This window comes from uncultured Murdochiella sp. (assembly GCF_902488755.1).
Taxonomy (GTDB): domain Bacteria; phylum Bacillota; class Clostridia; order Tissierellales; family Peptoniphilaceae; genus Murdochiella.
This window is the reverse complement of sequence record NZ_CABTXF010000005.1, coordinates 1-26294: the sequence shown is the minus strand read 5'-3', so window position 1 is coordinate 26294 and position 26294 is coordinate 1. Positions and strand designations below refer to the sequence as shown.

Here is a 26294-nt window from a genome sequence, read left to right as displayed (position 1 = left end):
CATGATTCCGTTTCTGGCGGTGCATCTCGATGTGGTGCGCCGCTGGATGCAATGTTGGCGGCGCGGTTTCATGTGGTGCGCCGCTGGGCGCAATGTTGGCGGCGCGGTTCGATGCGGTGCGCCGCTGGGGCGACGGTGGCGGCGCGTGTTCATGCGGATTTAATTCCCAATCCCTGTTTTTGTTGTTTTCGTCTCAAGCTCATAACTTTTATAAGTTTTTTCTGAACCGATAGTATCTCCGACAATATCAGCAATTATACCTTTATCCCATTAGCCTCTATCATCCCCGCTTTTCCAAAAAAGTAAAAAAGCTCAGCCCTCTCTAATCTAAATTCACATTCATTTCAAGACGGTTATCGTTTAAAATAAAAAACTTGCAGGCGTCCCGTGTTTTCTACATAGTTCCCTGCTCCATGATATTTTGCTTCTGATTTCTTGTTATCCATCTTAAATAAATTTAGTTCATGCTTACTGATTTCATGAATATTAGAGATTCTAAACCAGTGCTTATTTTTATCCGTAGCAAATTGTTCCGGTGCAAACACGTCTACATCTGATGGGCTTCCTTTATATTCAAAATATAGATATTCTTCCAACTCGGCTAAATATGAAAATTTCTTATTCACTAATAGAACATAATCAACTGTAGACGCCTTTTTAGGTGAGATCCGATTATCTGTACTGAAGTACACACTCCCAGCTTCAATTGACTTTTTTAAATGTAATTCTAATACTTCAATAACATCATAAAACCCCCATTCTGTAACGGGTAAAGCTATTCCTACTTTCATGAAAAATTCTCCTCTTAAAATATATATTCCTTAACGAACACTAGCCGTTTCTAGTAACGCTAGTATATTCTAGTAAATTCCTTATGTCAAGCATTTTAAATCAACAAATACAAGTCATTTCGAACTTGTTAAATCTCATCAACGCCTTTGAAATACAGGTGTTTTACGTATGGACACTATATTACTACATTCTTTTGATAGTTAAGAGGTCGTTCACGTTCCATCCCCCTGGCATATCGCTAAAATGGTCATCTGCCAGGGTCACTCGCATCATATCGACCCTGGCATCCCCAACAAAAACACATCTGCCAGGGTCTCTCACATCACATCGACCCTGGCATTCCCAACAAAAGCGCATTTGCCAGGGTTTTTTCCACCTCATTCACCCCTGGCAAATCGTTAAAATGGTCGTTTACCAGGGTCGTTTTTCACTTCACAACCCTGGCATTTCCCAAAAAGTCTCATTTGCCAGGGTCGATTCCACGCCATCCACCCCTGGCATATCGCTAAAATCGTCATCTGCCAGGGTCGCTTTTCATTCCACACCCCTGGCATTCTTCAATAAATCTCATTTGCCAGGGTCGTTTTTCAATTTGTAACCCTGGCATTCTTCAATAAGTCTCATCTGCCAGGGTCTTTTCCACCTCATCCAACCCTGGCAAATCGTCAAAATGGTCATCTGCCAGGGGCATTTTTCATTTCACAACCCTGGCATTCTTCAATAAATCTCATTTGCCAGGGTCATTTCCATCTCATTCACCCCTGGCAAATCGTTAAAATGGTCATCTGCCAGGGGCATTGTTCATTTCACAACCCTGGCAAATCGTTAAAATGCCCGTTTGCCAGGGTCACTCACATCACATCAACCCTGGCATTTCCCAAAAAGCCTCATTTGCCAGGGTCGCTTTCAAAACAGAGAAGTATTTTGGAAACTGGAGTGATATTTTCGAAAAAAAAGCGCCCCTTCGGAGAACAGAGGGGTGCTTTCGAAAAAGAGGTGAACTTATGAAAAAGCGGCGCTTTTGTCAGATTTCTTCCATGGTTTTGGCAAAGCGAGGCTGATATTTACGGAAAAGCAGGGCAATGACAAGCCCTTTGGCGACGCTGGTTAGGCTCATCCCTGCCCAAATGCCATAGGCACCGAAAGGCTGCATCAAGAGCAATCCCAACGGAATACGCAGGAGATTAAATACTACGGAGTTTATCGCCGGAGGAAGGCTCTTTCCGAAGGCGTTGAAGCAGGCTGTCACCGCGGTTTCATACGCAATGAACGGCTCGGAGAGCGAGAAAAGCAAGAGATACATGCCACCCATAGCGACGGCATCCGCTTGACCGGGAAGAAAAAAGGAGAAAATGGAGCATCCGAAAAATAGGAAAAGCAACATAATAACGAAACCGATGGAAGTCATCAGGCGAATCCCTGTACGCATAATGGCATGAACACGCTCTTCTTGTTGCTTTCCTCCATGCGCTGTAGCCCCGATGTTTTGGGCGGTCATCGCCGTTAAGGCTGCCCCAAAACCATCGGCAGTCATCCAGTTCAGGCTTTCCAACTGGGAGCCGATGGTCGTAACGGCAACCGCAATCGCACCGATGCCGGCAAGCATACGGCTGAGCAGGATGTTAATGATGCAAAATGTTCCGACAAGGAGTGTCACGGGAATACCGATGCGCACCACTTCCGCTGCAACCGGGCGGTCCATGGGCGAAAAGAATCGCACACGGCGCAACACCGCGATGGGATTTTCGGAAAAAGAGGTTTGCTTTCCGATGTGCGAAGCGACGGCACGAAAGAGAAAAAACACGCCCACTTGAGCAAAAGTCGTTGCCCACGCCGCTCCCTCTGTACCAAGCGCCGGAAATGGCCCCACTCCTACGATGAGCAATGGATCCACGAGAACATTAAAGACCAGTCCGCAAAAATTGATCCAAAAGGCACTGCGAGAATCTCCGAAACTCTGAAAAGCCTGCGCATAGGAAAAATGTAACATCTTAAACAGCATCCCAATAAAAACGATGCGTCCATAGCGCAAAGCAACGGCAGAAATTTTCGAACCAAGATCGAAAAAATCAACAAAAGTAGAGAGTGTGGCTTGTGCGAATAAAAAGAATCCGACGGAGGCGATAAGAGCAACCTGAAATCCCGTGGAAAGCGTACGGGCTAAGGTATCTTCATCTTTTCCTGCGCCATAGCTCTTAGCGGTGACGACCCCTAAACCGGTGCGTGCGCCGGCAGCAATGGCGTCTGCCATCCACATCACAAAGCCAATTATGCCGATACCGGCGACGGCATCGCCGGAAGCGACCTGTCCCACCCAAAAAAGGTCGGTAAGCGTATAGACGGTCGTAAAGAGCGAGGTCATGACAAAAGGAGCCGCAAACCGCACAAGCAGCGGTAAAATCGGCCCCTCTAATAAATGTAACAGTTTTCGTTTTCTGCGTATCATGTGGTCACTTACAGAACATGGACATTCACACGGCGGCACGCCAACCCTAATACCGCCTCAACTTCCTGGCAGACCGCTTCCTGCACATCGCGTACAACCTGAACAATGATGCGATCCTTATTCACCATGATGGATAGTTCCGTCGCCAATTCCCCATTCTCTGTTTCGGTAACAATATAACGCTCGTATCCGCGACGAAGCGTTCCCGATTCTGCATCAAATCCGGCAACTGCCAGCACGCCATCCACCTCGGCAGCCCGAAGCGCAAGCATTTGGTCAATCACTCGATTGGACACCAGACAGCGTCCACCTTCAAACTCTTTCATCTCTCCTCCTCTCGTCTTTGGTTGTACACAGTGTATCTTCAAAACGCCTGTTCTTTCGCCCATTCCTCCGTTTGCCAATCGGCAAAGGAATATACAAATTCATCCGCCTCTAAACGAAGCGCGTCCTCATCCTGATCATAGCCTTCATCTTTGACCCCTACCGTATGACAACCGGCTTCCCGCGCTGCGCGTATCGCCAGCAAGGCATCATCAAAAACCACTACTTCTTCGGGACGAACGCCTAATCGCTCGGCGGCTGTGGTGAAAAAGCGTGTGCTGCTTTTGTCGATATTAATTGACGATGAGCTGAGGACAAAGGAAAAATACGATCGCAGCTTTGTCGTATCCAGCGCCAATTCACAGAGTTCCTTCGGCGTAGCTGAGCCAATCGCCATCGGAATGCCTAAGCCCTGCAGCACGTCAAGCATTTCCCGAACGCCTTCTTTAGGCATGACGGATGTCGCATAAAAATGTTCCATCGCATCCAACGCTGCCTGTCGAAGCGCTCCGGCATCTAAGTCCAGCTGCAGCCGGTCGTTCAGATACTCGACCACCCCCTGCGTTCCGGCGGTTAACAGTAATTCATAATCCACATCGTTTTCATCCACGCCCCGGTCACGCAAATAGCCCATTTCCGCTTCATACCAAGCTCTTTGCGAATCCAAAAGCGTGCCATCCATATCAAATAATATGGCTTTCATCCGTCCTCCTGTTATTGCACGTCGGCGCGATGTCTTCATCGCCTCGACGTTTATGTCCCATTGTGCGGATACTTCGTTCGTTGGCGCATCCGTTGCGCCGATTTTGCATTCTGTCAGCGTCTGGCACGACGCGCCGCATCCATTTGTTAGCATCGCAGGGAAACTTTTTTTCAGTATACCATAAGAAAAAAGCCCGCGCCGGTGTTGCGGCGCGGGTACCTTTTTGATTATTTTTTTCTGTTCGGCCATGGATTACAGCTTGATTTCGCCCACCAGTTCTTTGCCGTTGAAGAAGTTGATGATGTTTTCCGCAGCCATCGTGCAGACCGCCGATTCACATTCATTGGTCTTGACGGCAAAATGCGGTGTCAGGACAACGCGCTCATGCTTAAAGAGCGGACTTTCGGGATCGCACGGTTCCGCCTCGGTAACGTCGAGGCCTGCACCGAAGATCTTGTTCTCGTTCAAGGCACGAATAAGCGCTTCTTCATCCACGATGGGACCACGTGCGCAGTTCAGCAGCACTGCGGATTCCTTCATGATGTCAAATTCATGGTCGCTAATCATGTGGCGCGTTTCGTCCGTCAGCATTAAGTGCAGTGTGACAAAATCCGCTACTTTCAAGACTTCATCCACCGTATCCACATAGGTGACGCGATCATCGTTGCGTTTTACATACGGATCGTATACAACCACCTTCATGTCGAAACCATTCATGCAGATATCGCCAATGGCGCGACCGATGCGACCATAGCCCAAAATACCAAGGGTTTTTCCTTTAATCGAATAACCCATCGGCGTGTTGGCACGCGCTGCCCAGCTTTCCTTCTGATAACGGCGAGAAGACTGCGAAATCTGCAGTGCAACGGTCATCATTAATCCGACGGTAAATTCGGCAACGGCCTGACCATTCGCGCCCGGAGTCGTCGTCAGTTTGATTCCCTTTTCTTTCAGCAGCGGCAGCGGATAGTTATCATAGCCGACCCCGTGATTAGAAATAATCTTCAGATTTTTCGCTGCGTTGATGGCTTCTTTCGGAATTTCGGCAATGCGAATCAATGCGGCATCTACATCCGCAAATTCCTTCACCATCGTCTCGGTATCGGTCAGGTTCTTAATCTTGCTCCAAATTACTTCGTAGCCGGCATCTTCCAACTTCTTAATTCCGTCCGGATGGACTTTTTCCGTTACCAATACTTTCGTCATTTTGCTCCCCTTTCGTGCATACGTTGGCCTACATCTGCTTTTCTACTCATTTGCATTACTGCATCAATGCCTTTTTGTGTCTTTGGTTGCCCCGTAGCAGCATCCTGCGTTACCACGCCTATGCGTCCTTGTTGCGGCATTTCTGTGGAGTAGACAAGCTCCCTTTGTCTTCCGATTGGTGAGCCCGGCAGGTTATCATGCTAAGGTTCATCCGGGCGCAAAAAATCGCCCACGATCGGACGGTCTCTAACATCTTTAAGGTAGCATGACACGACACGAATGTCAAAGATTCTCCTCTGCCCTGCCATTCGGGGATGGGCGTGGGTCATTGTGGGTGGTAAGGTCCTTGCTGATGTGCGTGGGCATTTGTGCGTGGTAATGCCCTCACGGATGGGCGAATTTATGGGTTGGAAGGGGTGACTTGGAAGTTTGGGGTGGTTGGGTGGTTTGGAGGCTTGGAGTGCTTGGAGTGTTTGGAGGCTTAATGGGGTATGCGACCCTGGCTAATTACGTTTTTTGTGGTTTGCCAGGGGTAATGGAGTGTTCGGAGACCCTGGCTAATTGCGTTTTTTATGGTTTGCCAGGGTCTAATGCGAGGTGCGTACCCCTGGCTAACGCACTTTTTTCCGTTTTGCCAGGGGTGATGGAGAGCTGCACAACCCTGGCAAATGCGATTTTTTGCGGTTTGCCAGGGTTGATTGGGGTGTGCGTGACCCTGGCAAATACACTTTTCTCCATTTTGCCAGGGGTGATGGAGAGTTCGGAGACCCTGGCTAATTGCGTTTTTTATGGTTTGCCAGGGGTGGTTGGGGTGTGCATGACCCTGGCAAATGCACTTTTTTCCACTTTACCAGGGGTAATGGAGTGTTCGGAGACCCTGGCTAATTGCGTTTTTTATGGTTTGCCAGGATCGGCTCATGTTCACCAGGATTCCCTTCATCAACACACCCTCGGTTGACACAATGTGCTCTGCACAATTAGAGATATAAAGCATTACACTCTACAGCCGCGCCGCCAACCCCATTCCTAGCGGCGCTCCACTTTCAAACCGCGCCGCCAACACCATTTCCAGTGGCGATCCGACCGAGACGCCAATAACAAGCTGCGTGGCGATCGATATCTTGGCGCGTCCCTTCGACAAGTAGAGAAAACGCCGCCGCCCTCCTCATAGAGGAGGGCGGCGGCGTTCGTGTGAGATAGGATTATTGATCGTCATTCTTGCGCTTGCTACGGAATAAGAGGAGAAGGGCAAGGAAGGCGAGAAGCCCGGTGCCTGCCCAGATTCCTAAACGAATCTTGTCACCGGTTCCCGGTGTAGGGGTTGGTTTCGGGGTGGACGGCTTCGGCGGTTTAGGCGGTGTTTCCGGCGGAGTCGATGAAGACTCTTCCGGCTTTTCGGGCGAATACTTGGGATTCGCGACGACATCGTACAACCAGCCTGCGCCCGTTTCCGTCTTTAAGTATTGCGGAACAAAGAACAGCACCGGAGAAAGCGGCGTAAATTCTTTTGCTGTACCTTCTCTGCCTTCCTGCGTAATCAGGTACACGCCGTGAACAAGATGATCGAAGGAAACTTGTCCCTGCGCATTCGAAGTGGCTCGACGAACTGCTTTATAGGCAGCGTTCGGCTCAGGCTTTACAGTGGCATTCTGCTCTTGTTCCAACGCTTTAAGGGCTTCCGGATGCTCGGAAAGATAAGAGGCTATCTCCGTTGACGCGTTATGGAGCTCGCTGGAAGTCATCTTGGTAAAGTCGTAGCGGTAATCGGGAAGACCCGCACGAAGCGTAAAATGCGCGCCCGTGGAATCGATGGAAAGATCCGCCACACGAACCAATCGAAGGTCGGCGCCATCTAAAGGCGTGGGTGTCTCCCCTTCCTCTTTGGTATAAGTGAGCTTGAGCGTAAGGGAAGCCCACTGTGTCGCATCATAGGCGTTGACCATGGTTTGCGTATCCCCATTTTGCGCCAGCGCATCCGAAGGAAAGAGGGCAGAAAGGCAAAAGAGGAAAGCGGCTGCAAATGCGAAGAGCTTGTAGCCTACGCCGGAACGCTGTTTTTTCTGAAATGGATTGTGCATGATCTACTCCTTTTTTTCCTTGTTTCGTTCCGCAACTTCGCGGTCATGCTTCTTCTTTCGTCTGCTCCGGAAAAGGAGAATGAAGAGGAATACCAGTAATACGCCTATTCCAACTAACGTAATCTTCCAGTTCGCGATGACGGTTTCCAATACCGCCACGTCCTTTTCCTCTACCGGCGTTTCTTCTTCGGGAATGTATGCCGTCCGCTCGCCGGTCACGAGCAAACGGTGACTGTTCACGCCATAGGGCGTACAGGTAAGCAGCGTACATAAGTCGCGATCCGGCTGAATCGCCAGAAACGTCGATTGATGGGGCAATACCGTTTGAATGTCCACCACGCGGTAGGCGAAGACCTCCTCCATAATGTGCAGATAGAAGAGATCGCCTTTCGCCAGTTGGTCGAGATCCGTGAAGAGAATCGCCGAAGGCAGCCCGCGATGCGCGGAAATGACAGAGTGGGTGGATTCTCCCCCTATCGGCAGGGACGTTCCTTCGAGATGTCCTGCTCCTCGCTGCAGCGATTGCTCACCTACCCCATGAAAGATGGGCAACTTCACATGGATTTTCGGAATTTCAATCCGCCCCATGATATTGTCTCCGGAGGGATTGAGCAGCTTATCGTAGGGCGCGGTCAGCACATACTCTTCTTCCTCCTTGAAGGCATCCACGATGGAATTGGTCGTGTGCTTCGCATTGTATTCGCGCGCCTTCTGCCAAATCGCATCGGCTTCGTCCTGCGGAAGGTCGTTTACTACCTGCGTATAAACGTCTACCAGCTTGCTGTTTCGGTAGCGATTCCAAAGGTCGGATGCCGGAGGATACAGGAGAAACCCCAAGCCTCCGAGAATCATCAGGATGACCAGGAAAATCAACACCCCTCTGCTGCGTGATTTTTTCATGAACGCGCAGCCTCCTCATCCCGTTTTTTCCGTTTCTTCCATATCCAGTAGGGAACCATCCCCAGCGATGCGCCGACGACCGCGGCTAAAATATGAAAGCTCAGGCGTGACTTATCAATACGAATGTCGCGCTCTTCTTCAAACGCTTTTTCTATCTCTTCCGGCGTATAGTCCACGCGATGCCCACGAACCAAAAGGCGTTGCGAATTGACACCATACGGCGTACAGGTGAACAGCGTGCACAAATCCTTGTCTCGATCTATCGCCAACGATGCGGTTTCCGTCGGCTCTACCTCAATCATCTGATCCACTTCATAGGCGAAAACCTGATTCAACACCCGAAGAAAGAAGAGATCGCCTTTTTTCAGGAGATTCAGGTCGGTAAACAACTTTGCCGAAGGCAACCCACGGTGTGCAGAAAGCACGGTGTGCGTTCCCTTTCCGCCAACGGGAAGCGATGAGCCGGCAAGATGTCCCACATTTTGTTGAAGGACTTGATCCGTTGTGTAGTGGAAAATCGGTATTTTGACATGGATTGCCGGAATCTCCACTTCGCCCATCATACCATTGCCGGTTACGTTCAACAGGGCATCGTATACGGGGTCGTTATGCTCTTTCCGTAGAGCAAACACATCCGGCACACTTTCGCCTGCCAATTTTTGATTGTATTCTTTTGCCTTTTCTATCTCTTTTTCAAAACGGTCATCACTAATCTCTTTAACCGTCACCTGATAGACGGTACTCAAACGCTCTGCCCGCCACTGGTTAAAGCGATTACTGATGGTCGGATAGAGGAGTACTAACACGCCGGTTAGCAAAAGAAAAATGGCAGCGATTCGAAGTCGCAGATCCTTTTTTTCTTTCGTCTCTTGTTGAGGACGTTCTGTGTTCATGTTCATCCTTTCAACGGAAAACCACGAAACACTGTTTCCCACGGAACTTGCCCATCAGGAATGGCGCGTAGAACCGTTTCAAACAAAAGTTATGGTTTTCTCTATCCGCACTGTTTGCATAATAAGGGAAGGCGAAGAACGTTCCTCGCATGAAATCCCCATTCAGGAAGATGCGCCGCCCCGAAGCCTCTTCGGGGCGACACCTTCCCACATCAATTCGTCAATCGATGGATCCTTATTCCGTCTATTGCGCAGCCTGGGCGTTCTTCTTGCGAAGGACCGTAACCATCACCGCGGCGCCAGCCAAGAGGGCAACGCCAATGCCGGTGAAGAGGTACGTACCCATACCACCGGTGCTGGGCAGTTCCGAAAGCGGTGTGTTCTTGATCAACGTTGCTTGGTCTTCCCTTGTATCAACGGTTTTCACGTTCTTAGCATCATCGTAGGTCGCTTCAAACGTCGTCTGTTTGTCGTTGATCATAATCGAGTAGGATTTCAGCGTACCATCCGTATTGTACTGTGCCGTAATCTCTACCTTGTAAATCGTCTGGTTCAAGCTATAGCCGGCAGGTGCTTTGGTTTCTTTGATGTAGTAGACACCCTCATCCAACTTCTTGAAATTCATGCGACCGGTAGCGTCCGTAGTCACCGTCTGCATTTCCAATACTTCATTAGGTTTAAGATCGTCTACTTCTTTGTTCTTGACAATCGTCTTTCCGGTCGGATCCGCATTGTACAAGCCAAATACAGCGCCGGGCAGCGGATCTTTTGTCCAAGGATCTCCTTCGATGATATTCTCGCCGTGCTTGGTGATTTCATGTGTCTGATCTGAACCCGTTCCATTGATCAAACCGTCAATGTCAAAGGTGTAGTGATACGTCGTATCCTTCTTCTTCGAGGTTCCACCATTCATCGGGTCATTGGTGTATTCCACTTCTACGTTGTTCTTATTGGCGGCGAAGTTCACCGTGGCTTGATCATTCAGCGTCGCGCTGTACTTTACAACAACTTCTGCCGATTTTCCATTAAGACCCTTGAGATACGCATCGCTGAAGGTGATGGTGATAACTTGTCCTTGAACGTCAATCTTCGCATCCGTAGCACCAACAGCAGCGCCATCCACCTCAAGGGTGACATCCTTTGCTTTCGGAGCTGTTAAACCGGGATCCAACGTATCGGTAATCTTGAACTTCAGCTCTTTATCCGTTGTCGGATAGGAAGGAATTTCGGTCGTGATGGTGAAGGACGGCTTTTCATTCAACGCCAAACCGTTACCATGATCTGAATCCGGATTCGACTGATCTTCGTTGGTCGGGTCTGTCGTCGTTTTCGTTAAAGGTACTTCGCTCTTTTTGGCATACAACTCAATCTTAGCATCGCCTTCGCTAGGTAAGGAAAAGGATGACGGTACATTGATCGTGGCTTCTTTCACTGCATTGCCCGCACCATCTTTCGTAAGCGAAAGACCAACCAGCATCGGGTTATAGACAAGACCTTCTTTGGAGGTAACCAAAATCATGTATAAACCGGCTTCATTCCCTGCTCTTTCGTAAGATTTTTTTGCAGCATTCCAAGTCAAATCAACTGCTGCACCAAGCTGATCCACCGGCTTTTTAATCAGCTCTAACCACTCATCATTGGTCGGTTTGGTCGTGTCCGCAAATGCGCCGGCTCCCATATTGTCATAGCGCAGGAAGTTTCCGTCTGCATCAAATACCGCTTTTGTTAAACGGTACGCTTTTACCGTGGCGCCTTCTTCAACGCCTTTGACAATCATCTTCCCTGTCGGTTGTACAAATTCGGCTTTGGAATGGAGCGGGACGAGCGTCATCACCATCACGAAGGCTAATAACAGCGCTGCCCATTTTTTCAACTGTTTCATATTCGTTTCCTTTCTTGTCAGGTTCATGGCAGTTGCCTGCCGGTTGCGGATGGACGGGTGAGACAGGTGTCTCAAGGATCTATCGACAAAGGGAATCATTCCAACTGTCTCCGAAGAAAGAGGAGACGTTTTCGGGACCGACCGGCGTTGCCTTTGGACTTTCGGAATAAACCGAACGCCAGACTCAGGAGGAAGGCACCTGCCAAAGTGAAGAGGAAGGTGCCGGGTCCTGCGGTGGTCGGCAGGGTGTAGTACAGGTGATTGACAACCTGTAGCTTGACTTGATCGACCATCTTGTCTGCATAGAGGTCAATCGGCTTCTGACTTAATAGACCGCGGTCAAGATACGGAATTTCTGTACCCTGATCGTTTGTCACTTTCGTGAGTCGGACGGTTCGATTCGCGCGGTCAATCGTAATGTGATAGCGATTGGTCGTCTTGACGTAACCGGTTGGCGGAGTTACTTCGCTTAACAGGTATTCGCCGTCCAAATTGTCCGGAATTTCCAATAGGTAGGGCTCGCCCTTGGTCAAATTCAGCGTGATGCGCTGCTGTTTCGGATCGACCTTGTTCGGGTTGTTCTCGGCAGCATCGAGACGGAACGTCACCGTACCCTCTCCAATGGCACGCAGTTTCTCATCCACCTTCGACAGCTCAATCTTCATCGACGGTCGGTTATGGATATTGTTTTCGCCAACCGGGTCACGTCCTTCAATCTGCAGATGGACGATCTTGCCGGTCGCTTTATCGACCTCAAACGTTGCTACTTCTTTATCTGGCTTGACGTAGCCTTCCGGCACCGTTGTCTCCCACACTTGATAGAAGCCCGGTGTGAGGTTACTCCAGGAGAACTTACCGTCTTTTCCGGAGGTCTTGGGACCGGAGGTGGTTCCTGTCAGTGTCTTATAGGTGCCATCCGCCGTGTCTGCCCTGCGTAGCTCAAAGACGGCGCCTTCCAACGTTTTTTCACTCTCCCCTAACTTCGTAAACTCTATACGGTTGGGGATGTTCGGGAACTGCAGAACCGGTTTGTCAATCTTGGTCTTGATGTTCCAAACCGCAAGACTGTTCTTTCCGCCTTTGATGAGACTGTCGGCTCCTTGGTCAGCAATCGTAACCGTGCCATCCTCTGCGACGTGAATATCCCAAACCACGTAAGGCGGTGTATAGCCCTTTGGCGTGAGGACCTCTTCAAGGAAATAGTCGCCCGGTTTCAGTCGGCTAAAGGTCAGCTTTCCATCTTCATCGGTCACCGCATAATCCTTATACCCTTGGTTATTGGTGAGCTTAAAGCCTGCTCCGGGAAGGAGCTTCGCCGCATACTTGTTTTCGCCCTTCACGCCGCTCAGTCCCCGTTTGGTGAGCGTTATCGTCATGAGGTCGGTGCTTTCGACATCATCCGTAGACTCATGCCGGCTGAGATAGTTCCAGTACTTAACACCTCCGCCCACATACGGTCCAATGGGTTCTCGCCCATCATAGAAGTACGTCTCTTCTTGCAGTTTTCCAAACGTCCAAAGCTCTACGTCGTCCTTATTGGCAAAGGGGGCTGTCACCTTCACGATATAACCGAAACGTCCTTCCGGATAGTCGTTCATGACGTCGAGCGGAATGGTAATCTTCCCATTCTCCGCCGTAAATTCCTTATCTTTCATAATCCGGTTCTCCTCGCGGAGATCCATGGACGCTACGCCATAGCTGGGCGGCATGGTCTGTGTGTTATAGTCGATTGCCGGAGTATACGCATCAACTTTGTACACCGAAACCTTCACCGGATTCTGCGGATCATTAAAGATGACATCCGAGTGTTGTCCTTCGTTGCCTTTCGCTTCTAATTCCAACCTATAGGTGGTTTCCCAGCTGTTATTGTAGCCAAAGGCATAGTAGTAGAGCTCGATTTGGTGCTTGTCGCGATCCTCATAGAAGCGTCCGCCCAAGTAGTTGCGGTAGTGCTGTACCTGGTTGTTCAGCGTCCATCCCGTACTACTCTTTATATAATAACCCGACCCAAAGTAGGGGTTATACGTCACTTGAATCGTTTCGGAGGTTCTCTTCTCGTTTCCGATGAAGTTGACAAACCGCAACGCTTGGTCGGTCTTCACCTGATCCGGATCCACGAATACCGGAATCTGCTGTTTGATGACGATATCCGTACGACTGTCAACGTATTCCGTCATGGTATAGGTTATCTTGTGCACCGAGCCGTTCTTGTCAATCGTCTTATCGGTCGTGTTCGCAACAACATGCCCGTTTTCACTGAGAATGTCCTGTAACTCCTCCGGGTCAATACGAATGCCATGGAAATTCAGGTTCTTGTCCAGCGTAATGGTGAAGGTATCGCCCTTTATCACGTCTTCCGGCAGCTGTATGGTGTATTCCAAATACAGTCGCTGATCATCCAGAGGACGAACAATCCCCGCCTCATGCGATGGCGACAAACGATAGTCTTTCACCATGATTTCGGCATCCAGCGATTTCGGCTCGGTTCGCTTCTGCGGCAGATCCGGATTCTCGCCCGGATTCTGTTCCTGCTCGACTTCAATCGGATACTTCTCCGGATCATATCCTTCTTCCGGAACGATAATGGTATTACCGATTTCGTTGACAACGACCACATATTTCGTCGGGTTCGCGAGATAGCCGCCTGGCGGTGTCTGTTCAACCAAGTCGTAAACACCCGGTTGCAAGTGGTTCAAAAACAGTTTTCCGTCTGCATCCGTCTTGAAACAGCCGGAATCGACATCCCAATACGGATTGCTGTATTGTTTCGCGTACTCTGCCGCATCGAACGTGAGAGGTAGCTTCGCGCCATCACGCTTCGAGAACTTGAAGAAGGTGTTGCCCAGTTTTACACGGTTTCCCCCATCCACTTTGTGGAATTTATCCAGGGTGAACTCGCCTTCAAAATCCTTCTTTATATTCGTGACCGTCAACTCGTTCAATGTGCCGGGATCCGGTGCTTCCGTCCAGGTCGCGACCAGCGTGATGTTCTTGTTCACCGGCTTGGTGAAATCGTACGACTCACCGTCTAACGTCCAGCCGGCAAAAGTCCATCCGACTTTCTTTGGCTCTGGCGGAGCCATTGCTGTCGTTCCCTGATCGATAATCTGGTTGGGCACAGTACTTCCGCCCTTCGTATCAAACGAGACAACGACCTGATTTGCTTGAATCTTTTTCCACGCTGCCTTGTACGTTGCGCTTGCCGTGACCGGCTTAGCAGCATCAAAGAATGTACCGTCTTCGCTCTTCCAGCCGAGGAAGGTATACCCCTCACGCGCAGCAACGCCAGGGGCGTTAATATAGGTTCCGTGGTCAATGTCTTGGACGGTCTTGACGAGCGCGCCTTTCTCATCCAAGAAGGTTACCTGGTACTTGTTGGCGACCCAATCCCCATAGAAGTTTTGCCCTCTCGTAAAGCTTGCGTTCTCCCAATCCACATCTTGAAGACCATAGTACGAATCATAGGCCTTCCAGCCAGAGAACGTGTACCCTTCTTTCGTTGCGGGAATGGGCGACGGAATCTGTGCCTTGGGAAGCACGTGATTACGCTCTACTTCTCGCACCTGGAGTGTATCCGGCAGGTAGTATCCGCTGCTGTTGAGCATGTAGAAGTTGAGCACAACCGTATCTTTCTTCTCCCAAACCGGACGCAGGCTCCTGTCTCTGGTGACGGGGTCATTCTCCGTAAATGGCTTATCGAAATAATCTATCCACCCCTTAAAGGTGTAGCCCGCACGCACGTTCGGAACCGGATCCGGCATACCGCCGTACACTTCACGGAAGGTCTTGCCGTTGGGAATGGTCTTGTTGAACTTATATTGACCATTGTGGTCAAAGAAGTCTACCCTCCAGACGTTCGCTTCCCAAACCGGATAGAGGGAAAGATTCTCGGTGATGGGGCTTTGCTCGTCGTAGGAAACGCCCGTCGCATCTGCCCATCCGGCAAAACGGAATCCCTTTGCCTTTTGCTCCTCTACCACATCGCTATCAATATCGTCCTCGGTGGGCAACTGACCAAGCAACTGCCCATCATTGACCTCTTTCTGGAAGAAGGAGTAGGAAATCCCCTTCTTGTCGTAGAAGGATACCGTCCACGACGACTTATTCCACTCCGCAACCAAATCATGATCTGCGGTAACCCGCTGATACGGCGACGTCTGAAGATTGACCGGGACACCATTTTCTGACCAGCCGTTAAATTGGTAACCGGTCTTTTGCGGCGTCGGCGCATTTACGCTGCGCTGATGGCGCACGGTCTCCCGTTTGATCTCTTGGTTGTCACTCTTATAGGTCACCAGGTAGCGGTCATAGTGATAGACCTGGCTGGTGGCTTGGGCTTGGCTGCTTCTTTCGGGAAAGCTCTTTTCTACAATTCCCCACTGGTTCTTGATATCCGGCTTCTTAACACGCCCTTCATATTTAGCCGTCAGCCTCAGCGGATCTAAAGAAGCATTCTGGTAGGTTCCTTTCACAACGATTAAATATCTCGTGTTATTGGGATTCACGTCAAGCGCATAGCGATTCGACACATTGACCGAAATCTCCCTGCGCGCTCCCGTACCTAGCATATTGCCTTTAATCTTGCTGACATCCGTGTTGAAGTTCACCGAAGTGAATTTTTTGTTGTTTAAGGCGTATTGCGTTATTCCCGTCAATGTCACGTTGGACTTCGGCTCCAATACGAGGGTGCGGTCACCGCTACCGTAGAGTTCCGTATCTTGGGGATCAATGTAGATACGCGCTTCGAACGTACCCTTACCGCTATCCACATTGACATCCCAGATGGAGGTGAACTTGATGCCTAAATCCACTTGTTCATTCGCTCGATAGATTTGCTGATTCTTCGTGCTATCGATATTCCGGTTATCGTCTTCATAAAACTCGCCTGCGCCACGCACCGGTTCCGCCATCGGACTCGCCAAAGGCGCTGCCTTGGCTGCGATTTTAAGCAACTCTTGGTAATGCAGAGGCTGCAGGTTCTTGCCTTCTGCAGAAAGCGGACTGGCGGCTAAGCGCAGCGCAACCGGCGTAAGCAAGGATGTCTCCTCGCTTGCCAGCATTCCCTGTGGTGGCAGCGGTGCAAGCTGTGCAGGGGCTTGAGCCGGACGCCGTGCCGGACTCTTTTGTGGCACAGCGAGCTTCTCTTCCTTCTTCGTCACCGCTCCCTTTGCATCAACGGTAATTTCCCAATACGTTGTCGGCTTTTGATAGCCTTCCGGTATCTTGGTTTCACGCAGACGGTACGTACCGGCAGTCAATCCATCAAAGATAAACTGATTCTTCGCAGTGCGAGTAGGCTTAATGCCCGGCTCTATCTCGTTACCGGCATCGTCCAACTTGAAGAGCATGAAGTCTGCGCCTTCAAGAGGTTCTCCTTTTTCGTTCACCTTATTGATGAAGAATTCCGTACGTGCATTGGTAATGCCCAAAACACTGGGGATGGTCTGCCCCTTGATGGTCAAATCACGAGCAGGCAATATGCGCTCTCTAAATTTCTTGACCAGCGCATCATACTGCGCAGAGTGTGGGAATTCCGGATCGGCTTGATGCGCATCAAAATCACGCGCCGTCTGAATCCAGTCTTTCACAATCAACGGACGGATGGTCGCGCCGGAAACACCGTCAAGGGTCTCACCCAGCCAACCGCGGTTCGGATCGGTCCACGCCTTTTGAATCGGCTGACCGTATTCATTAATCGGCATCATCTGCCCTTTTGGCTCGGTGGCAGGCTGCGGACTGTACGCCACCCAACCTTTGCGATACCACATTCCTTTAATAGTGGGATGGTCGCCGTAGGATTGTTCCGCAATGACGTCGTCGTATTTATCCTTCTTATAGTCTTTGGGATCCGTGTTCGCCGGTAAATCCTTACCTTGCTCATTCTTCGGGTGGACAATCAGCGGTTTTCGACCGTCCGTTTGGTATACGAAGACTTTGAATCCGCGCTCTTTGGCAATCTTATCGATGGCTTCCTGTGCCATGCCATCGGCATCTTGCGTATACGGACCACCGTAGGGATACAGCATCTGGTTATAGGCAACCGAAGCGGCATCTGCCTGCGCCTTCGCTTTTTCCGCCTCGGTAGCCGTCGCTTCGGTCTTACCGTCCGGCAAATACTGACGCCAGTCTCTTGGCTTCGCCTGCAGCGATTCGAGGGTGGCAACAGGACGAATTTGAACAATCCACAGATAATCCGGCAGGGCGAAGCCCGGTGCCGTTTCCGTTTCTTCCAGATAGAAGTTATAGTTCGTCGGCAGGTTGTCGAACGTAATGATACCGTTCTCGTCCGTGATTTCCTCAGCGCCGGTCGTTACCTGCGTCGTATGCTCGGTTTCGACAATCTCAAAGTTCTTGCCCAATGCTGCCCACAGCTTAAACTTGGCTCCGGCCAGAGGTGCGTCGTCTTCTTCTCTCGTCTTTTGCACCGAGAAATAGGTGGAACCACGATAGTTCTTGACCAGATAGGCGCCCGTCTCGGGATCTTTGGAAGCATCGACCATGATGTCGGCATCGTCACCCTGTTGCCCTTTACGGAAACCGGTAATGATGGTTCCATCATCCGAAGGCTTAAAGCCGGGGATGCCATGCGTACTACCTTCGCCGTGTCCTTCGGTCGCCGAGATAAAGAAATTCAGCTTGCTGGTGAACTTCTCATCGTGGATTTCCAGCTTACCTTTAACTTCAATGAGATAGAAAGCATTGCTGGGCAAATTATCGATGGTAATCTTTGACAGGTTCGCGGGGGGATCCACCTCTTTCACCAACTCGATATCATAATTTTTCGTGTCCAGAGGCTTGTTAAAGTCCATCGGATCCGGTTTCCTCGGGCCCGTGACCTTCCAAACCTTATATGAACCGTTGACAATCGGGTTGTCCGCCGCGGCGGAGAACACCGAGAAATTGGCTTCGGTCATACGTTCTTCATTGCGGTTCACATAAATGCGCTGCGTATAGAGCATCTTGCGGTTGCCCTGGTTGTGGTCGGTTGCCTCGACCTGGGTAATCGCGGTTTCTACAGAAACATTGTTCAGAAGTGTCTTCTGGATACCAAGGATATAGTCGCCATCCTTATTCGTTCTGTCTTTGAAGGACTTGACGTTGATCGGTTTTCCGTTGGCATCGATGGTAAAGGTCGCCACCGCCTGTACCGGCAACTCATAGCCCAAAACCGGCTTCTTCTCGTAGACGCCGTAATCTCCCGGCGGCAGGTTCTTAAAACTGAACTCGCCATTCGGCCCGGAGAGAATCTTTTCGTACCCTTCTACGGTATAGGAGTTTCCGCCGACTTCACGACGAAGCTCAAACTCGGTGCCTGCCAGAGGCACTTCACTGATGATCGGCTTTCCATCCGGTCCAACGATGGGGTTGCCGTGCTCATCTTTTTGCTGTCCGCTCTCGCCCACCTTCTTAAATTCCAATTTGTTGGTGGTATTGATGACGGTCAGAACAGGAAGCTCGGTTTCTTCAATCTGAATCAAATCCTCGTCCGGACGATAGTTTGTCACGGTCTCCTCGCGGATGAGCTTAATATTGTTACCTTGATCCTGCTCACCGGAGGTAGAAGCCACCTCGTATACAATTTCCTTGCCATTCCATTGCAACGGCAAACCTTCATACACGGTTTCGTAGACACCTGCAACCGGCTGACCATTGGCGCTGGTCTTCTGCGACAATGTACGTGTAGCCGGCTGGTTATAGCCTAAGGTCGCCAAATCCACCTTTTGTCCATCCACCTTGGCAAGCAAAGTCACGTCAAGCGATTCGCCCGGCTGCGGTACACGGTTGTTATAGACCTTACGCACAGTAAGGTTCAGTTTTTTGCGTTCATAAAGAACACGCAGAATCGGATAGTCCGATTTGTCAATTTTCGGTCCTTGATAGTTGCCGTTCGGCGCCGGATCCGCGGTCAAGATAACGACATTCTTTCCTTGCGTGTTGCCGTTGGCATCGAAAGTCAAAATGGTCTTTGATGCGGACTCATTATTCTTTAAGGAGAACGTTTCGGTTTCTGCCGGTCTTTGCGTCGTGACCTTTACTTCAACCGGATTCGGATAGCCCTCCAAACCACGCACATCAATCTGCAGATTCTGTCCGGGGTCGCTAACATACGCCGCCTTAATGCCGGCATCTTTTGTCGAGCCGGGTTTTTGCCATTCTACTGCGCCGGTCGCGTATACCGGATAAGAGATCGCACGCTTATAATCCCCCTTCAAGGTCACCGAATAATCGACCAGCAAATGCTGCCCGGATCGAAGCGTGATTCTCTCACTGCGCAGTGTCGTAAGACCGGACACCGGATCGGTAGTCGCATCGATACGAACGTCTCGGATGAGGTCGCCTCGATCGTTGACAATTTTCGCGGTCTGCGTTCCCCCTACCAAACGGATATTTTCCGCCAGAGGGATGACCAAACTCTCGTTACTTACCGTGTTGTCCTCGGTAAATTGACCGTATACTCTCTTAATTCTGCTCTCAAATTGTGCCGCAGACTCGCCGGAAACCAGATTCGAATCCAGTTTCTCCCTCATTTTCCGGCGATCCGCCTCCGGAAGAGGACTGGAGTTGTCATTTAAGTAGCTTAACAGCTCTCCTCGATTGGCCGGATTGGTCACCAGGTTGATGTAGCGCGAAACCGCATTGGGCTCAATCATCGTCTTGAGATTGTCCGTATAATACATTTCTTCACGGGCAAAATCGCGTCCGCTGGAGAGGAAGGTCACGAACTTAACCGTATCGCCATTCAGGTGACGATAGAGAATATCGTTCGCCGTAAAGATCGCACGATCCATCCAAGCGCCTTCCGGCGTTCTGCCGACCGGAACGTTGGTCAGCAGATCCGGCGCGTTGCCGATTCGCCAGTAGGTGTACTGTGTGGACGGTTCATCATAACCGCCGTAAATCACGTTGATAATGCCCTGATAACCGTGTTGTGCCAGATAATCGTTGTAATCGCGAATGCGATTATTGAAGGTCGTAAGATCTTGCTGCGATTCCGGTACTAACAGGAAATAGAGATCCAATTCCTTCAAGATGGTTTTACCGGTTGATTCGTGATGAACGGTAAACATCTTGTTGTTCGGGTCCGCATCGTTAAATTCCGTCTTTGCCGTAATCTTATAGCGGCTCAGTTGCGGCGCACGAGCGCGTACCGCAGCCAGTCCCATACGGGGACCCATCTCCAGCAAGTCGCCCATCGCTTCGGCATCTGCCGAACGTGCAGCAGGCGCTTTTTGCGGGACATTTTCCTTTTGTGTAATCGTCGTCTTGCCTTTTGCATCCACCGTGATTGTCCAGGTGAGTCCAGAAACAACATATCCGGCAGGCGCTTCGACTTCTTCTAAGGTGTATGTGCCTTGCGGCAGATTGTTGACGTTAATCGTACCGTCTTTTCCGGACGGCTGGATCATGACTTCTTCTTGCGTGGCGTTGTTGCGCAGCACAAAATACGCACCTGCCAAAGGTTTATTATTTTCGTCCTTTTTGATGATGCGGAATCGTCCATTGCTTGTATACGCCTGGTTTTTGACTTTCAGCGACGAGACTTCCGACCGATCACGAATCGCAGGAATCGGGAAATCATCGGTTCTTTCTCCGTTTTGGATGGTGGTGCGCTTATTGGTATCAACGAAATTGCCGTCACGGTATTCTTCTTTCAGGCGCACGGAATAATAGAGGGAAACCGACTCGCCTTTGCCAAGCGTCAGTCCCTTCATGGTAAATTGACGGGTATTCTGGTCGTATTCCAGCGTAACGTCTTTCAGTAATCCTTCCTTCGGGGCGATGCCATTCTTATAGATGGAACCGTCGGAAGCGACGAGAACATAGTCCTTCTCGTTGAAAACACCGTCCTCGCCGACGTAAAGTTCCACGCCTTCGCCCATCGGGTCTGTGACGGTCGCCTTGTTAATCGTCGGTGTGGTCGAGTTCTGCTGGCTCAAGTAAAACTGTTTAGAGACCTCGTCGTAAATGCGGTTAACCGCATTATCTGCGTCGTTGACATCGCTGATACCGGAATAATCTTTCGGCGTAGATGCCATCAGCGGGAAGAAATATTTTTCCTGTCCGTTAAACCAGCCGGCATTGTTGAGGGTTACCAAGTTATAACCAACCGTGGTAACGCGCACATTCTGCTCGGTCAGGTCGCGGACGGTCGAAATGGTCGCAAAGACGTTGTCCAGAATCGTGTCGTTGCCCGCCCGATAAGACGAATACGCCAACTGATCAGTATAGTTTTTGGATGTGCCGAATTGATAGTACAGGCCATCCCCACGGAGGGTATCGTAACGGAACCCGGAGGCTCTGCCGTTATAGGTATCGCCACTGTAGGTCGGTGCATAATCGTTCGGAATGTTGGGGTTCGGTTTGTAGATCGGTTCCCATGCCGTTCCGTCCGGTCGTGTTCCGTTCGGTTTTGATCCGGTCGCACTAAAGGACATCGTCGGACCACCGTCGGTGATCAAAATGATATGCTTGTTCTTTGCATTGCCTTTATCGAGAATCTCCTTGGCACGTAAAAGAGCGCGCTGGGTAAACGTACCGCCGTCAAAACGATTGGTATTGAATTTCGGGTCGGCAGCGAGTTGTCCGGGAGTCGTCAGCTCGACGCTGGAGCGAACCGCCGGATCTCTCGTGTACGTATCGTTGGATTCATACGAATTCCAATAGTTATAATCGCTAAAGTTATCGTCGCGCGGCTGCAGTCTCTTGCCAATGTCCGCTGCGATACCGGCGTACTCTACATACCCCATGCGCACGTTGCTGAAGTTGGAGAACGCCGAAACAATATTGCGCACCTGGCTGCGTACCTGATCTTCGTTACGTGATTTTTTAATCGAAGCCGAGTGGTCAACAACTAAGACGATATCTGTGGTTTCGCCGCCCGCAAAAGACGAACGACCACGTCCCTCGACCGTAAGCTCTACCTGATACTCATTGAGATTCTTGTCCACGGTATTGAGGATGCGCTTGGAAATATCCCCAACCTGGTTTTTATCTTCGGCTTGTTCCGCCTGCGTAAGATTGTCTTGCGTATAAATGGTTTTTTTGAACGGAACGGGGTTACGCGCTTTTTCGTTTTCGATGGTTCTTGCGTTCGATCCTTCGCCGTCCTTGACAAATTCCTGATTCGCCTGCAACTGTTCCGGGAATGCGCCCTGTGTGGCGTTCTTTATCTCGCCGTTACCGACCAGAATGGTCTGACCGTCGTCAAAGACTTGTACCTGCCATGTTTCCGTAGAAGGCTCGTAGCGGTCAGGCGCTAAGGTCTCTTTTAAGGTATACGTACCCGAGGGCAGGTCTTTGAATGTTAGCTTGCCCTTGGCATCCGTCTTCAGGGAACGCGGAGTCAATTCTTTCCCATTGTCCATCGTGCCCGACAGCGTAAACTGCGCGCCTTCGAGCCCATTGCCTTTTTCATCGGTCTTTTCGAGCGTAAACTCTCCGCCGATTTTACTGTGATCAATCTTGGTGTTTAAGACGTTCTTTCCGAGAATCGTCTCGTCCATACGATAGCCGGCAATCGCGCCACCTTCCGCCATCTGTACTTCTTTAACGGTATAGACAATTTCTTTACCGGCTTTGTCAAAGCGCGGCAAATTCGTAAAGCTGTATTTCCAATCCGTCGCTTCGGAAACCGTAGCTCTGTAGCGAGTTTCTACGCCGTTTTCCAAAAGCACCACATGCACCGTCGCCGGACGCTTGAGAAGATCTTTGCTGTCGTTGTACCAGACTTTGTTACCGGTTACCGTAACCGTTCCACCTGGTCCTTCCGGCGTCGAAATTTCATGCACTTCAATATTCACCACGCCGTTCACGACATTGTAGGTGGCGTAGTATTCCGGATGGTCTTTCAGTTCAATGCGATACGAAATCTGTTCGTGATTTTCGTCGTACTTGGGCAAATTGCTGAATCGATAGACTTGCCCTATCTGTTGCGGCGTTATGTCCGTTTCTTCTCCGTTTCGCTTGAGAATAATCTTCGCGTCCGGATCGGGAGGGACTGCGCCCCAATTAATCACCGCATCCATGTTATACGTAACCGACCCGATATCCTTCAACGGATTCGGAATCAAATAGACGTCTTCAACAGGGTCGTGCGGAATGGGCTGCACGACGATGGGGGTCTTGTCGTTCGGAATCAAGTGATCGCGATCGGTCGTCAGCTGCTGAATAGTATATTGTCCGGGACGGAGCATAAAAGAAATCTTGCCTTGCCCGTCGGTGCGAAGAACGCCGATTTCCTTAATGACTTCTCCGCGTTCGTCCAAAACTTGGAAAGCCGAGCCAACGATGGACACCTGCTGGTCGCCCGTCTCATGGTTGAAGACAACCACTTCCGCGCGGTTTGAGGTACTCTTCGACAGATAGATTGGCAACGTTTCCTTGTACTTTACGCCATCGCCTTCGACAATCGGCTGTCCTTCGGCATCGACAAATTTAATATCGGTTTTGATTCGCCCGTTTTCCACGGTCGGTTTGCTGTTCGGTGCGAAAGAATACGTGTAAGGCGCGTTCACAATGACGACTTCATAGATATACTGGGGCAGCAAATCGTTGAAGACAAATTTTCCCTCGTCATTCGTATACGCCGTGCGGTTCATGGACGAAACACGGTTGCCTTTTACGCCGTGGTTGTTCTCGTAAGCACGAAGCTCCAGTTCCACACCGGCGATAAATTGATTATGGTCTTTTTCATCCGCAACGGTGCCCTCGATAAAGTAGAGCTTGGTACCATAGTTTTTCGCATTGTCGATACGAACATACTTTGTCGTCTCAATCGCGGAGAAATGAAACGCAATCTTGGTCTGATTCGGGAAATAGCCTTCCGGAGCGGAAACCTGAACGACTTCGTAGTAGCCAACGTTGGCTTTCTCCAGCACAGCCCGCCCGTCTTCGCCGGTCGTCAATTCCTTAATCATTCCCGGACCAGTAACACGCACCACAGCGCCCGGAATTTTTACACCCTTGTTGTCGCGGTCAACCACTTCAATAATAATCGGCCGATTCGCCACAAACGGATTGAGGGGTGCGCCCATCGGTTGCATCAGGTCGCTGATTTTTCCACCCTGCAACTTCTTGCGCAAACTGCCGTTTTCCGCCAGCGTTTTGCCCAACGGAAGAATTTCCTTGCTCTTTGCTGCACCTTCTCTGGTTTCTTTATCGCGCGCTTCATCCGTCACCCAAGGTGCTTTTTCCCCTTCGGCGGGCGCATCTTGTTTTTTGTCGTTTTCTTCTTGCTTATTGTCTTGAGCACCTTGCTGTTCGGATGATGCGCTCTTCTGCTCTTCTTGCGGCTTCTTTTCTTCTTGTGGTTTCTGCTCTTCTTGCGCAGCAGAGGATTCCTCTTTATTTGCCGCTGACGTATTCGGCTTTTGACTTTCCTCTGAAGAGGCTTCTTCTGTCTTTACCAGCTTGCTGGTCAATGTCAACGCAAACTGACCGGACTGCACCATGAGCGTTGCGTCTTTTCGTGCGTTTTGCAGTTCGTCGCCGGTCAATCCTTTTTCTTCCACTTCTTGCAACTGCTTTTCATATTGCGCAAGAGAACGACGTTCTACCTCAAGGAAATCGTAGAATCCGTCTTCGGTCAAAACAAAATCATAAATAAGTATCTCTGCCTCATTTTTGGCATTGGCATCTACCGACGAGAAAGCAGGTATCTTATAGAAGGTTTCTTTTTCTTCCTGGTTCGGCTCAACAAAGAGAACGCGATTCTCTTTGTCTTTCTGCACTGCAAAATCATGACGAAGGGGAAGCGCATTGGCGTCGGTCGCCGTAAGATCGCCTTTCCCGTTAATTTGCACACGTCTTGTCTGCTTCTGTGCGCCAAAGAGGGAAATCATATCCAACGTATAAATGCGCCCTTCCAGTTCGGTGTTGACCTCTGCAAGCGCGTTTTGATCCACATCTTTTTTGGCTTTCGCCGCATTGATTTTTGCGACGATGGTTTCGTCGCGATGAATCGGGGTTGTTACCGTCGTCAGGAAGTACCCGTTCTGATCGGCTTCCTTGGTTTCGGTTTCATACAGAAAGAGGGGGGGTGCCTGTTCTGCCTGTTTTTTGCGCGCGGCTTCGCGTGCTTTCATGGCAGCTTCTTCGCCGGAGGTATAGGTTCTCTCAGCGATCGTCGGCTGTTCTAAATGGTCACCGTTCGTTACAACGAATGCGTTATGTACGTTCTTTTCTTTCGGGGCAAAATAGGTTAAAACCCAGGTGATGGATTGGGGAAGACCATCCTGGTCACGATTCACGACATAATTGATGCGGGACAACGCCTTATTGCCGTTCAAAACAAGATCTTGCACAGGAAGCACTTTGCCGTCGGCAAACGGATTCTTTTCCAGCTCGCGACGAACCGCTTCCAGCATTTCTTTTTCTTGCGCCTCCGGCGTTTGGGTTTCTTCCGGAGAGATGGTTTCCGGCGATTGCGAATCGCGTTCTTCCGCCTCGTTTGCCGGTTCGGCTAACGAAGAGCTGGAGGTGATATCCGACCCCGTCACCACCGTCTGCGATTCCTGTCCTGCGGACGCGGAATCCTCTGTCTCTGCTCCAAACCAAGGTTGGATAAGCGACGGCAATGTTCTCGATCCGTCTTCGTTAAAAAGACGAACTTGTCCATTGCTCCTGCTGCTCGCCGGTTCGGCATAACTGGTGCTGCCAAAAGCGCCCACCGGTACGCCGGTAAGGATCATTAGTATGGCGAGCAATAACGATAATACTCTCTCTCCCTTTTTCATGATTGTCCCCTTTGCCCTATTTTTGCCTTGTTAACGCATTCGCCGATTTCTTTTCGGCTGATGAAGGTAATAAACGTATTGGTTTGCTTCTCCTCTGCGCAGGATTGCCGCGGGTTCATTGTGTTGCGTTTCTTGTCTGTCTCTCGTTTTTGCACCGTGCAACTCTCTTGCGCCATGCTATTTTTTGCTGCGCATCGTACGCTTTTCGCCGCGCACCATGCGCTTTTCGCTGCGCACCGTACAGCGTCACGTACCGTACGTCGCTGCACAGAAAAACAGACAATTTCGGAAAATAATGTATATAAAAATTATAGTAGATGAAAAGGCTCGTGTTT

13 protein-coding genes are annotated in these 26294 nt (G+C 50.2%); 2 read left to right on the top strand and 11 right to left on the bottom strand.

Features of this window, described 5'->3' with window-relative positions; genetic code table 11:
* Nucleotide 1: 1 nt before the first annotated feature.
* Nucleotides 2-163 carry a hypothetical protein gene (locus RDL68_RS01115; RefSeq protein WP_308539825.1) on the top strand — a complete coding sequence of 54 codons (162 nt, stop codon included), beginning with the start codon at nt 2-4 and terminating at the stop codon, nt 161-163.
* 190 nt (nt 164-353) lie between these two features.
* Here the strand turns inward: RDL68_RS01115 and RDL68_RS01110 are convergent, their stop codons facing one another.
* The 6 genes from RDL68_RS01110 to RDL68_RS01085 all read right to left on the bottom strand — a co-directional run bounded on the left by RDL68_RS01110 (nt 354) and on the right by RDL68_RS01085 (nt 5611).
* Nucleotides 354-791, bottom strand: coding sequence for a hypothetical protein (locus tag RDL68_RS01110; RefSeq protein ID WP_308539824.1), 438 nt, complete (start codon nt 789-791; stop codon nt 354-356).
* A gap of 1025 nt (nt 792-1816) precedes the next feature.
* Nucleotides 1817-3238, bottom strand: coding sequence for an MATE family efflux transporter (locus RDL68_RS01105; protein WP_308539823.1), 1422 nt, complete (start codon nt 3236-3238; stop codon nt 1817-1819).
* An 8-nt stretch (nt 3239-3246) separates the two neighbouring features.
* Entirely contained in the window at nt 3247-3564 is a 318-nt protein-coding gene (locus tag RDL68_RS01100; RefSeq protein ID WP_308539822.1) for an Asp23/Gls24 family envelope stress response protein, read from the bottom strand.
* A gap of 38 nt (nt 3565-3602) precedes the next feature.
* A complete protein-coding gene (locus RDL68_RS01095; RefSeq protein WP_308539821.1) occupies nt 3603-4265 on the bottom strand; it encodes an HAD family phosphatase in 663 nt (220 codons plus the stop codon).
* 252 nt (nt 4266-4517) lie between these two features.
* Nucleotides 4518-5471, bottom strand: coding sequence for a hydroxyacid dehydrogenase (locus tag RDL68_RS01090; protein WP_308539820.1), 954 nt, complete (start codon nt 5469-5471; stop codon nt 4518-4520).
* Entirely contained in the window at nt 5468-5611 is a 144-nt protein-coding gene (locus tag RDL68_RS01085) for a hypothetical protein (protein ID WP_308539819.1), read from the bottom strand. The genes RDL68_RS01090 and RDL68_RS01085 overlap by 4 nt, the downstream gene beginning before the upstream one ends.
* A 344-nt stretch (nt 5612-5955) precedes the next feature.
* Between RDL68_RS01085 and RDL68_RS01080 the strand changes: the two genes are divergently transcribed.
* Nucleotides 5956-6429 carry a hypothetical protein gene (locus tag RDL68_RS01080; protein ID WP_308539818.1) on the top strand — a complete coding sequence of 158 codons (474 nt, stop codon included), beginning with the start codon at nt 5956-5958 and terminating at the stop codon, nt 6427-6429.
* A 244-nt stretch (nt 6430-6673) separates the two neighbouring features.
* Here RDL68_RS01080 and RDL68_RS01075 read toward each other — a convergent pair whose 3' ends face one another.
* The 5 genes from RDL68_RS01075 to RDL68_RS01055 all read right to left on the bottom strand — a co-directional run bounded on the left by RDL68_RS01075 (nt 6674) and on the right by RDL68_RS01055 (nt 25959).
* Nucleotides 6674-7549, bottom strand: a complete 876-nt coding sequence (locus RDL68_RS01075; protein ID WP_308539817.1) for a hypothetical protein — start codon at nt 7547-7549, stop codon at nt 6674-6676.
* 3 nt (nt 7550-7552) lie between these two features.
* On the bottom strand, nt 7553-8449 hold the full coding sequence (locus tag RDL68_RS01070; protein ID WP_308539816.1) for a class C sortase: 897 nt from the start codon (nt 8447-8449) through the stop codon (nt 7553-7555).
* Nucleotides 8446-9342, bottom strand: coding sequence for a class C sortase (locus RDL68_RS01065; protein WP_308539815.1), 897 nt, complete (start codon nt 9340-9342; stop codon nt 8446-8448). Before RDL68_RS01065 ends, RDL68_RS01070 begins: the two co-directional genes overlap by 4 nt.
* Before the next feature lie 244 nt (nt 9343-9586).
* On the bottom strand, nt 9587-11224 hold the full coding sequence (locus tag RDL68_RS01060; RefSeq protein WP_308539814.1) for a SpaH/EbpB family LPXTG-anchored major pilin: 1638 nt from the start codon (nt 11222-11224) through the stop codon (nt 9587-9589).
* 95 nt (nt 11225-11319) lie between these two features.
* On the bottom strand, nt 11320-25959 hold the full coding sequence (locus tag RDL68_RS01055) for a SpaA isopeptide-forming pilin-related protein (RefSeq protein ID WP_308539813.1): 14640 nt from the start codon (nt 25957-25959) through the stop codon (nt 11320-11322).
* Between the last annotated feature and the right edge of the window lie 335 nt (nt 25960-26294).